The organism is Mesorhizobium sp. M0870, assembly GCF_040319775.1.
Classification (GTDB): domain Bacteria; phylum Pseudomonadota; class Alphaproteobacteria; order Rhizobiales; family Rhizobiaceae; genus Mesorhizobium.
Genome location: NZ_JAMYOI010000059.1, coordinates 1 through 9,918, shown reverse-complemented (window position 1 = coordinate 9,918; position 9,918 = coordinate 1). Strand labels below are relative to the sequence as shown.

Sequence of the window (9,918 nt, the reverse complement as noted above, 5' to 3'; positions counted from 1 at the left end):
TCGCGGGAATCGGTGACGTTGAACATCACCAGCCTGCCATGACCGCCCTCTCTCAGCGAATTTGCAGAACTCTCAGCACACTACCTAAATTGATTGGTCCACCCGGTTCCGAAACGACACAATGCGGGCTCGGCTGAGGCCCCTCCGTCTTTGAGGTATCGTCCTCGCGACCGCGTAAACAAGAAAGTGAATGATCGACCGACGTGACGCGATCACCCCATGTAGCGGCTTGCCGATCGAGCTTCAAAGTCAGCCTGATAGACTTTTGAAATAGACGTCATACAATCCCATTTTTCTGCTTTCAATGAAAGCAAAGCGAAATGGCCGAAGAACGCGCCCAACGCCGTCTTGCCGCCATATTGGCCGCCGACGTGGTGGGCTACAGCCGACTTCTGGACCTGGACGAGCAAGGAACATTGAACGCGTTAAAGAGGAGGCGGAAGGAGATCCTGGAACCACTGGTCCGCGACCGTCACGGCCGTGTCGTAAAAGTGATGGGTGATGGCGTCCTAGTCGAGTTCGGAAGCGCAGTGAACGCGGTGTCATGCGCCGTCGAACTCCAGAAGCGGATGATGGCCGCGAACGAGGGTTTGGCGTTCGACCGACAAATCAACCTGCATATCGGCATCAATCTGGGCGATGTCGTTGTCGAGGACGGCGATCTGTTCGGCGATGGCGTTGTTGTCGCAGTGCGGCTTCAGGCAATGGCCGGGGCCGGAGATATCTGCGTCTCCGGCAGCGTCTACGATCAAGTCAAGCGAAAGCTTGAATGCGACTTCGACGAACTCGGTCCGCAAGCGATCAAGAACGTTGCCGAACCGGTATCCGTTTACCGGATTCGGTTATCGGCCTCATCTGAAAGTGGCGGACCGGCAGAGAAAGCGCCGCTGCCGCTCCCCGGCAAGCCCTCCATCGCCGTCCTTCCCTTTACGAACATGAGCAACGATCCGGAGCAGGAGGCTTTTGTCGACGGCCTCACCGAAGACCTGATCACGGATCTGTCGAGGAACAGCGAGTTGTTTGTCATCGCCAGCAACTCGGCTTTTGCATACAAGGGCAGGCATATGGATGTGCGTCGCATCGCGCGAGAACTGGGAGTGCGCCATCTTCTTGAGGGTAGTGCACGGCGGGCAGCTGGACGGGTGCGTATCAACGCTCAATTGATCGATGCGATCGGGGGCGACCACCTTTGGGCCGAAAGATTCGACCGAAGCCTTGAAGATATCTTCGCTGTTCAGGACGAGGTGACCGGCAAGATTGTCGAGGCTCTGGTGGGCCGTCTGACCGCCGCGCCGGGGCGCAACAGACCGAAGAACCTGGAGGCCTATGATTTATGTGTGCGTGCACGGGCCTTGGGCCTGCAAACGGCACTCACCGCGAAAGAAGCCATTTTCCTGCTGAACCGGGCAATTGCGCTCGATCCGGAATATGCGGAGGCGCATCGTTGGCTGGCACTCAACCTCTGGCTGGGCTGGGAGTTCTGGGACGAACCGATGGACCCCAATCGCACAAGTGCGCTTGCCGAAGCACAGCAGGCGGTCGAACTCGACCCGAATGACGCTGGGAACCGATGGGTATTGGGCGTTATACTAGGACATGAGGGTCGCTGGGCGGAATCGGATGCCGAATTCGCCGCCGCCCACAAGCTGGATCCCAACCACGCCGACGCATGGGCAATGCAAGCTGAACTGACGACGGAAAACGGCCGGCCTGCCGAAGCCATAGAGCAGGTGCGCAAGGCGCTGCGGCTCAACCCTCACCCGCCCGGTTGGTACTACTGGATGTTGGGCCAGGCTCAGTATGCCATCGGCGACTACGAATCCGCGGTTCAAACGTTGCGGAGACCCGAAACTTATCGCACGACTTCACGACGCCTGCTTGCAGCAAGCCTTGCGCAACTTGGCCGTTTGGAGGAGGCGCGCTGGGAGGCGGAAATGTTCATGATAAGCAATCCGCACTTCACAATCAGGCATTGGTCAGCTTCGCAGCCTTTCCCGGCCGAGGACGTCCGACGGCATATCGTGGAAGGCTATCGCATGGCGGGGCTGCCAGAATGACTGTCACGGCTATGCCGTCGGGGCCGCAGTGGATAGCGTCTCGAAGCTGCCGCAGCAGCGAATATTTGGTCTCTTCTGCCGGAACGAAATTCGTCAAATCGAGACTTGAACATGGCAAGTGAAGACTTTCGGCACCGGAAAGCACAACGGGAGGATCTCCCGGCCCTGATTACGCTCATGGACGCGGCGATCTCTGAACTCCAGAAGCCCTTTCTAGATGACGCTCAGATCCAATCCAGCCGGGCCATCATGGGGCTGGATACACAACTTGTCGACGACGGCACTTACTTCCTCGTGGAGCACAACGGCGTTTTGGCAGGTTGCGGCGGTTGGAGCCGGCGCGCAACGATGTATGGTGGAGATCAGTCGCCTGGACGTGATGCAGCGCTGCTTGATCCTGCCAAGGACGCAGCACGCATCAGAGCCATGTACACCCATCCGGACTTTGTCCGGCGGGGGGTCGGCCACTTGATCCTTGCGCTTTGTGAGCGTGCCGCCAAGGCCGAGGGCTTCGCCCGTGCTGAGCTGGCAGCTACCGCGGCCGGAGAGCCACTGTATCGCGCCTGCGGGTACCAATCCGTCAAGAAATTCTTCGACGAGCGTGGCGGGGCTCCGGTTCCTATCCTGCTTATGAGCAAGACGCTCTGACCTCCGGCTTACAGGGCAGTCGCACGCAGTTGGCGGCGCTCGCCGGCACGGAATGCTCACCTATACTTCCGCCCCATGGTCCGCTTTTGGTGAATGGACGGGACCGTACGAATGACTGCCATTGGGCGCAAAGCCGCCGTTCGGCTTCCACTATGCCCAGATCGCATGCCGTCACGTTCGGACGCTCAGTCAAAGCGAACGAGATCTAATCCTGAAGAATCAGCCGGCCGGGATTACCGGCGCAGCCGGATCGTGAGGTCCGGGAACATGGCCGGCAGGAACCACTGCCGCCGCGCCTAAAACGTGCTTCTCTTGATCATCAAAGAAAATGTGGGCCCCGAGCGCCTTCAGGATGGGTGCTTTCTCACGGCTGCCTACGAAGTGCGCCTCGTCAGCTGGTGTTCCCCACGCTCTCAGCGTCCGAATTACGCGCTCATGCGCAGGGGCGTTCCGGGCAGTGACAAGTGCGATGCGGACCTTACTCACGTTGCCCTCATTAAGGAAAACTCGGCGCAATGCCGATAACTTGTGAAGAAAATTGCCAAACGGGCCGCGCGCCATCGGATTGCTCGCGTTCGCGGTCTCATGCGCAAGGAAAGCCTCCAGGCCCTTTTCTTTGTAGATTGCGTCGGACTCGGGGCCAAACACTACAGCATCGCCGTCGAACGCGACCCGGACCTCGCCCTGGGGTGTTTCGGCACGATCCTTGGGCGCCAAGCCAAGCCGAGCAGCGGCTGCTCCGCCGTCCACCGCTCCTTTTACATCCGTGTCCGCGTTTGAGAGAAATAGGTCAATGCCCCAAGCAGGAACAAAAGGAGCGAGTGACCGCCCGCTAGTAAAACTGCCTGTCTTGACGACAAGCCCATAATGATCGATCGACTTGAACGCTCGGAGAGAGAGGTCGGGCGAGTTCTGGGACAGAAGGATCACTTCAACATACGGAGCAGCCTCAGGATCGTTCAGCGCGAGTAACCGCTCGACTACCTCAAAGCCAGCACCCCTGCGGAGGATCACGTCCTCGCGTTCGAGTTGCATGGCCGCATACGACTTGACGCCGTAGTTCTCGAATACGCGATGTTCCTCCTCCAGATCAAAAAGAGCGCGCGTAGAGATTCCGATGCGGAGAGGGCTGGCCCTTAGCGTAGACCCTGGATCGCCATTCCCCTTGTCATCTTCGGCTGTAAGAGAGGCTTCCGCGATTTCCATTTGCCCTTCCTCCGATATTAAGACAGCCTAGGCAATGCCCTTTCTATATTTGACTTATTTCCGAAGAATTGAAGATCTGCGGTTCATTGCGGATCGCTGTCATTTCATCGCGATTTCCTAACTTTTCAAATGCCAGATGGACTTGGGAGCATCGACACGTCGTGGGAAGGTCCACTGGTGTGGTCTAAGCCCTCGAAGGCAGCGATATTCGACTGGACTTCATACGGCAACGAAGCATTGGTGTTGCCAGCGCAGCAGAAGAACAATGGATTAACAACGAGCAGAATCTCCAGCCCGCCAAGACAGCGGGCTTCGGTCAGTACAAGCGCCGGAATGGTCCGGGCTTCTAACTGATGGAGATTTGAAATGTCTATCTTTAACAACACCACTATGAAGGCCGACAATGCGGAAGCCGCCGATACGGCACCCAGCGTCGACGACAGCACCCCAACCCGGAAGCCGCGCGAGAAGTCCGTGGTGACCGTCGCGGTGACGGTCAAGAAGGTAAAGGACGAAGCGCCCGCAGCGCCTACCAAAACCGACATCGTCCTCAAGAAGCTGAAGTCGGCCAAAGGCGCTACAATCCAAACCCTGATGGATGCGACGGGATGGCAGGCGCATTCGGTGCGGGGTTTCCTCTCCGGTACCGTCAAGAAGAAGCTTGGCCACGAACTGCTCAGCGACACCGGCAAGGACGGACAAAGGCGGTACCGCATTGCCGAGGCGAAGACCGCCGGTTGACCTAGATGCGCAAAAGACAGGATCTGGATAGTGAGATCGCCGGGATTGGCGGTCTCACGCGTGATGAACTCACGGCAGCATGGAAAAAGGCCTATGGCTGCCCGCCGCCCAAAGGGGTCAAACGTGGGTTGCTTGAACGGTCGGCCGCCTGGCATCTCCAGGCCAAGCGATTGGGTGGTTTACCTTCGACCGTCAAGAAAACACTCGGAGCAGGCAACGCGCGCCAGTCCAACGTAAAGGCTGTCCAACCGAGCAATACTGGACCGGATCGCGAGGACGGTGTTCCGTCGGTCCGAGCAGCGTCATCGGATAAGGCACTAACGTCGCCGCCACGATCCCTTCCGCCAAGAATCGGCTCCCGTCTGGTGCGGGAATGGAATGGCCGGATGCACGTTATCGAAGTGGTCTATGACGGCTTCGTGCTCGATGGCAAGACGTACGGATCGCTGTCGGCTGTCGCCCGCCGCATTACCGGCGCCCATTGGTCTGGCCCGAGGTTCTTTGGCCTATGACAGCAATCCCTCGCCTCAACTGCGCGATCTACACTCGCAAATCGACCGAAGAGGGATTGGAGCAGGAATTCAATTCGCTCGATGCCCAGCGCGAAGCGTGCGCGGCCTTCATCGCATCGCAGGTCGGTCTTGGCTGGAAGTTGATGCCAAGCCACTACGATGACGGCGGGATTTCGGGCGGCACGATGGAGCGCCCTGCCCTGCAGCGTCTCCTACAGGACATCCGGGACAAAGAGGTCGATGTGGTGGTCGTCTACAAGATCGACCGCCTCACCCGTTCGCTGATGGATTTTTGCAAGATCGTCGAGATCTTCGATGCCAGCTCCGTCTCGTTTGTCTCGGTCACGCAGCAGTTCAACACCACAACCTCAATGGGCAGGCTCACGCTCAACGTGCTCTTGTCCTTCGCCCAGTTCGAGCGAGAGGTTACAGCAGAGCGTATCCGCGACAAGATCGCGGCCTCGAAGAAGAAAGGCATGTGGATGGGTGGCGTGGTGCCCCTGGGCTATCGTGTCGAGTACCGCAAGCTGGTGATTGACGAAACCGAGGCACAAACAGTCAGACACCTGTTCGCCCGCTATCTCACCCTGAGGTCAGTGCGCGACCTTGTCGATGAGGCTGCGAGCGACGGGGTTTCCACACGATCGCGACACCTCATAGACGGATCAGTTGCAGTTACCATGCCGTTTGGTCGCGGCAACCTCTACCACCTGCTTTCGAACCCGGTCTACGTCGGCAAGATCAGGCACAAGGATCAGGTCTACGATGGAGAACACAAGCCAATTGTCACGTCTGCCACGTTCGACGAGGCCCAGGCACTACTTGCCTCTCAGGCGCCGCGGCGGCGAAGCGAGTCCAATGTCACGCAAGCCCATTTGCTCACCGGTCTGCTCTTTGATGAAGCGGGCGAGAAATTGCGATCGGTTCATGCCAATAAGCAAGGTGTTCGCTACCGATACTATGTCTCAAAGCAGTTCGTCGATGAGCGCAGGAAAGGTTCCGAGGGCTGGCGTCTTCCGGCACCCGCACTTGAGTCAGTTGTTGAGCATCGCCTCAATCGGATTCTCAGTGATCAAGCCCAACTGTCTGATTGGATTCGGCAATGGGCAGACTCTGGCGAAATCCAGGCCGCGATGCGGCGAGTTGACGAGATGCGGTCGTGTTGGGCTTCAGGCACTACGGATGCGAAGCGATCTCTCCTCCAAAAGATCGTTCACAGGATCACCCTCAAGCTTGGTTTATTGACCATCGAACTGGATCGCCGCTCGCTATCGGAATTGCTTCTCGACCGAAAGCTGCCACCCAACGATAGCGCCCAAGTAACTTCCATCGAATGTCCAATCGGAATGAAGCGTCGCGGCGTCGAAACGCGGATCGTGCTTACCAACGGATCCAATATCAAGCGGGCACCCGATGCCGCCTTGATCAACCTTCTGCGCCGCGCCCACCTATATCTCGGCCAACTTACAGACGGAGTCGGTCGCAGCCTTACCGACGTTGCCATGCTCAACGGCACCGATACATCCGAGGTCAGCCGCCTATTGCCCTTCGCTTTCCTCGTTCCAAAAATTGCGGCCAACATCGTTGCAGGTGATCAACCTGTTGAACTAACGGCGCACCGGCTGTCCCGATTGTCGGACCTCCCCCTTACTTGGACTGACCAGGCTGCACTCCTGGGCTTCTAACCATCCGGCGAGCATCTCGCTGACCAGTCGACCATCGCTTTGGCAAACACTTGGCTACGGAATTCGCCCGACAGAGACGGACGACTAAAAGTCGGGTGTTTTGCGTTTACCGCGGCGTCTCAGCCAAGTGTTGCCCACTACTCGGCGCTAACCCACGGAAATGTCGGAGGTATTCTGAGACGGTCGAAACCCCGAAAAACGAGGGGACTGGATGGTGGGCCCGGAGGGACTCGAACCCCCAACCAAGCGGTTATGAGCCGCCGGCTCTAACCATTGAGCTACAGGCCCCACGCGGGCTGGATTAATGTTTTTCGCATCGCGGCACAAGGCTTTCCCTACGGGCTTCCGCAGATCGCCCAAATCAACCCATAATCGCGCTCTACGCGACCCCTTGCGACTTGATCGCAGACCAAGGAGATTTTCATGACCAGACATCTTTTGCCTCTCGCGCTCGCCGCTGCAATCGCTTTTCCGGCGATGGCTGGAGCCGCCGATCTGCCGACGCCGCCCCGCATCATCGTGTCGGGCGAAGGCGAAGCAACCGTAGCCCCCGATCTGGCGGTCCTGACGCTGAGCGTCATGCGCGAGGCCAAGACCGCGCGCGCCGCGCTCGATGCCAACAATGACGCCATGGCCGCCGTGATCGCGGCGATGAAGTCCGCCGGCATCAAGGACCGCGATCTGCAGACCGCTGGCATCCAGATCAACCCGCGCTACAACTACACCAACAAGCCGGACGGCAGCCAGGAAGCCGAACTCGTCGCCTATCAGGTGACCAACACGCTTTCGGTGCGGGTGCGCGACGTCGACAAGACAGGCGAGGTCCTCGACAAGGCGGTGTCGCTGGGCGTCAACCAGGGCGGCGGCATTGCCTTCACCAACGACAACCCGGCAGCCACGGTCACCGAGGCGCGAAAGAAGGCGGTCGCCGACGCCATGGCCAAGGCCAAGACGCTGGCCGAAGCCGCCGGCGTCAGCCTCGGCCGGGTGCTCGAGATCACAGACCAGAACATCAGGCCGGCGCCGATGCCGATCAATGCCAAAGCCTTCGATGCCGCGGCCGGCGCGGCTCCGGTACAAGCCGGTGAGAACGCCTACAATGTGCAGGTCACCGTCACCTTCGAACTGAAATAATCGGCTCTGACGGTCCGTAGCTGAGCCTAGCCACGGCAATCATCAGCCAATAGCGTGCATGAAAAACCCCGCAGGATTGCTCCCGCGGGGTTTTTTCGAGCCACACCCTTCAAACGGAAAGGGGCTCGGCTAGTCCCGGCTGATCTTCGTAGGAGATCATGCTGCCAGACCGACCTTCACTGAAGGTCGTGTCTCCCGGCTGATCCTCGCAGACGATCATGCCTCTATGATCCGCCAAAGCCGGCCTTAGCGATAGATGACGGGGCAGCCGCGCTCATTGGCGAACACGACGACGACGCGGTCGCCGTCCTGGCGGCCCATCACCTTCACCGTACGACGGCTGACGTCGACGATGCGGGCACGGCGCAGACCCATGCGTTCGGCCTTGTCGAGGGCGCGGTCCGGCGAGCAGCCACGGCGCCAGTCGCCACGGCGCTCGTCACGGCGATGGCGATAACCGTCGTCACCGGTATAGACGCCGAAACGCGGGTCGTTGTTGTTGCCGAAGCCGAGGTAAAGGCTGTCGGCGTGAGCGGGAACAGCCGCCAGCGTGCCGAGACCGACCAGGGCCGAAAGGGCTGCCGTCTTGATCGTGTTGAACATCGTCTTCTCTCCTTTTGCGGGCCTTCGCCCCTTGTGAACCGATGAGGGGGAGAATGCGCTTGCCTGTCTGAACTCTTTACGAACCTGCCGTTCATCTCCGGTTCATATGGCGGGAAGAAGGAAAGTTCCGGCCATTTGCCGTCGTCCCCAGCCCTTGGTGAAGGCCAGAACGTCTGACTCGACGCCCCGGTTCCAACCCCGCTGATTGGCCGAATGCATTCGAACGGGAGGCTCCTGCTCACCGTCGCTGGTCCTACGGCTCCTCGTCCAGCACATAGTCAAAATAGTCTTCCGGCTCGGCAAGATCGGTTTCGCTCGCCTTGACCCGGCCGCGCATCGAGATGCCGGCTTCATGCACGGTCTCGGCGCTGCCCGACACCAGCCGGTGCCACCAGTAGAGGTCGCGGCCTTCGGCCACCAGCCGATAGGCACAGGTGCTGGGCAGCCAGCTGATGGTTCGCACATTCTGCGGCGTCAGCCCGACGCAGTCGGGAACGCGCGCCAGCCGATTGGCATAGTCCGAACAGCGGCAGGTCTCGGCGTCGAACAGCCGACAGCCGACGCTGGTCCAGTAGATCTCGCCAGTGTCCTCGTCCTCAAGCTTTGACAGGCAGCATTTGCCGCAGCCGTCGCACAGTGATTCCCACTCGGCCGGGCTCATCGCCTCCAGCGCCTTGGTTTTCCAGAATGGCGTTTCCATTTCCGGGATGTGGCCCCAGCCGCGGGCAAGGTCAAGCGCGGCAATGGTCGCAATGCGGCTATCGCCAGGTGAATGACATGAAGTTGCCTTCAAAAGGTCGGTCAATCGCCCCGTACGGCCTCTATCCGTGCCAGACTGGAACCAATCGGCACAAGATCGGTTTCGGCAAGGATGGGACCCCACAAGGAGAATTTCGATGAAACGCCAACCACGGATTCTGGCAGGCACGGCACTTGGCCTGTTGATGGCATCCGCGCCGTTGGGCGCGTTCCCGCTTCAGGGAAGTGTCGCGTCCGGCCTTGCCCAGCGCACGGCAGCCCCATTCATCCTGGCGCAAGCAGCATGCGCCGAAGGCGAAGCGGCCGAAGCCTGCGCACAAAAGCAGCAGGCGGAACCCGAACAGAAGCGCGAACGCAAGAAGGCCGAGCCTGAACAGCAGGCCGCGCCTGCCCAGAGCGAGCAGCCCGCCGAGGAGCAGCAGCCACGCCGGAAGAAGCGCGACCAGCAGCAGCAGACCGAGCAGGCGCCGGCCGAACAGGCAGCACCCGCCGAGGAACAGCAGCCGCGCAGGAAGAAGCGCGACCAGCAGCAGCAGACCGAGCAGGCGCCGGCCGAACAGGCCGCTCCAGCCG

9 protein-coding genes, 1 tRNA gene and 1 pseudogene are annotated in these 9,918 nt (G+C 59.8%); 7 read left to right on the top strand and 4 right to left on the bottom strand.

Annotated features, from left to right (window positions below; all coding sequences use genetic code 11):
• The first annotated feature begins 320 nt into the window (after positions 1-320).
• Both NKH97_RS32760 and NKH97_RS32755 read left to right on the top strand, forming a co-directional pair.
• Positions 321-2,057 carry an adenylate/guanylate cyclase domain-containing protein gene (locus NKH97_RS32760; RefSeq protein WP_023809637.1) on the top strand — a complete coding sequence of 579 codons (1,737 nt, stop codon included), beginning with the start codon at positions 321-323 and terminating at the stop codon, positions 2,055-2,057.
• Between the two features lie 111 nt (positions 2,058-2,168).
• Entirely contained in the window at positions 2,169-2,705 is a 537-nt protein-coding gene (locus tag NKH97_RS32755; protein ID WP_023809638.1) for a GNAT family N-acetyltransferase, read from the top strand.
• A gap of 219 nt (positions 2,706-2,924) precedes the next feature.
• On the opposite strand, the gene NKH97_RS32750 is transcribed toward NKH97_RS32755, so the two are convergent.
• A complete protein-coding gene (locus tag NKH97_RS32750) occupies positions 2,925-3,911 on the bottom strand; it encodes a 5'-nucleotidase (protein ID WP_081734773.1) in 987 nt (328 codons plus the stop codon).
• Between the two features lie 366 nt (positions 3,912-4,277).
• Between NKH97_RS32750 and NKH97_RS32745 the strand changes: the two genes are divergently transcribed.
• From NKH97_RS32745 to NKH97_RS32735, 3 genes are read left to right on the top strand one after another with little or no spacing between them, the layout of a single operon-like run.
• A complete protein-coding gene (locus NKH97_RS32745) occupies positions 4,278-4,652 on the top strand; it encodes a DUF3489 domain-containing protein (RefSeq protein WP_352582477.1) in 375 nt (124 codons plus the stop codon).
• A gap of 5 nt (positions 4,653-4,657) precedes the next feature.
• Positions 4,658-5,164: a DUF2924 domain-containing protein gene (locus NKH97_RS32740; RefSeq protein ID WP_032908834.1), complete on the top strand. Its 507-nt coding sequence runs from the start codon at positions 4,658-4,660 to the stop codon at positions 5,162-5,164.
• On the top strand, positions 5,161-6,849 hold the full coding sequence (locus NKH97_RS32735; RefSeq protein WP_352799871.1) for a recombinase family protein: 1,689 nt from the start codon (positions 5,161-5,163) through the stop codon (positions 6,847-6,849). Before NKH97_RS32740 ends, NKH97_RS32735 begins: the two co-directional genes overlap by 4 nt.
• A 212-nt stretch (positions 6,850-7,061) precedes the next feature.
• Here the strand turns inward: NKH97_RS32735 and NKH97_RS32730 are convergent.
• Positions 7,062-7,137, bottom strand: a tRNA-Ile gene (locus NKH97_RS32730).
• Between the two features lie 135 nt (positions 7,138-7,272).
• Between NKH97_RS32730 and NKH97_RS32725 the strand changes: the two genes are divergently transcribed.
• Positions 7,273-7,983, top strand: a complete 711-nt coding sequence (locus tag NKH97_RS32725) for an SIMPL domain-containing protein (protein ID WP_023809641.1) — start codon at positions 7,273-7,275, stop codon at positions 7,981-7,983.
• 246 nt (positions 7,984-8,229) lie between these two features.
• On the opposite strand, the gene NKH97_RS32720 is transcribed toward NKH97_RS32725, so the two are convergent.
• Positions 8,230-8,586: a hypothetical protein gene (locus tag NKH97_RS32720; RefSeq protein WP_023809642.1), complete on the bottom strand. Its 357-nt coding sequence runs from the start codon at positions 8,584-8,586 to the stop codon at positions 8,230-8,232.
• Positions 8,587-8,839: 253 nt separating this feature from the next.
• Positions 8,840-9,286: a YcgN family cysteine cluster protein gene (locus NKH97_RS32715; protein ID WP_013530173.1), complete on the bottom strand. Its 447-nt coding sequence runs from the start codon at positions 9,284-9,286 to the stop codon at positions 8,840-8,842.
• A gap of 196 nt (positions 9,287-9,482) precedes the next feature.
• Between NKH97_RS32715 and NKH97_RS32710 the strand changes: the two are divergent.
• A pseudogene (locus NKH97_RS32710) lies at positions 9,483-9,918 on the top strand (OmpA family protein); the annotation flags it as partial.

Excerpts from the sequence above, each read along its gene's own strand:
- NKH97_RS32735 (WP_352799871.1), top strand. The coding sequence starts at position 5,161 with ATGACAGCAATCCCTCGCCTCAACTGCGCGATCTACACTCGCAAATCG.
- NKH97_RS32745 (WP_352582477.1), top strand. The coding sequence starts at position 4,278 with ATGTCTATCTTTAACAACACCACTATGAAGGCCGACAATGCGGAAGCC.
- NKH97_RS32725 (WP_023809641.1), top strand. The coding sequence starts at position 7,273 with ATGACCAGACATCTTTTGCCTCTCGCGCTCGCCGCTGCAATCGCTTTT.
- NKH97_RS32740 (WP_032908834.1), top strand. The coding sequence starts at position 4,658 with ATGCGCAAAAGACAGGATCTGGATAGTGAGATCGCCGGGATTGGCGGT.
- NKH97_RS32760 (WP_023809637.1), top strand. The coding sequence starts at position 321 with ATGGCCGAAGAACGCGCCCAACGCCGTCTTGCCGCCATATTGGCCGCC.
- NKH97_RS32715 (WP_013530173.1), bottom strand. The coding sequence starts at position 9,286 with ATGGAAACGCCATTCTGGAAAACCAAGGCGCTGGAGGCGATGAGCCCG.
- NKH97_RS32755 (WP_023809638.1), top strand. The coding sequence starts at position 2,169 with ATGGCAAGTGAAGACTTTCGGCACCGGAAAGCACAACGGGAGGATCTC.
- NKH97_RS32750 (WP_081734773.1), bottom strand. The coding sequence starts at position 3,911 with ATGGAAATCGCGGAAGCCTCTCTTACAGCCGAAGATGACAAGGGGAAT.
- NKH97_RS32720 (WP_023809642.1), bottom strand. The coding sequence starts at position 8,586 with ATGTTCAACACGATCAAGACGGCAGCCCTTTCGGCCCTGGTCGGTCTC.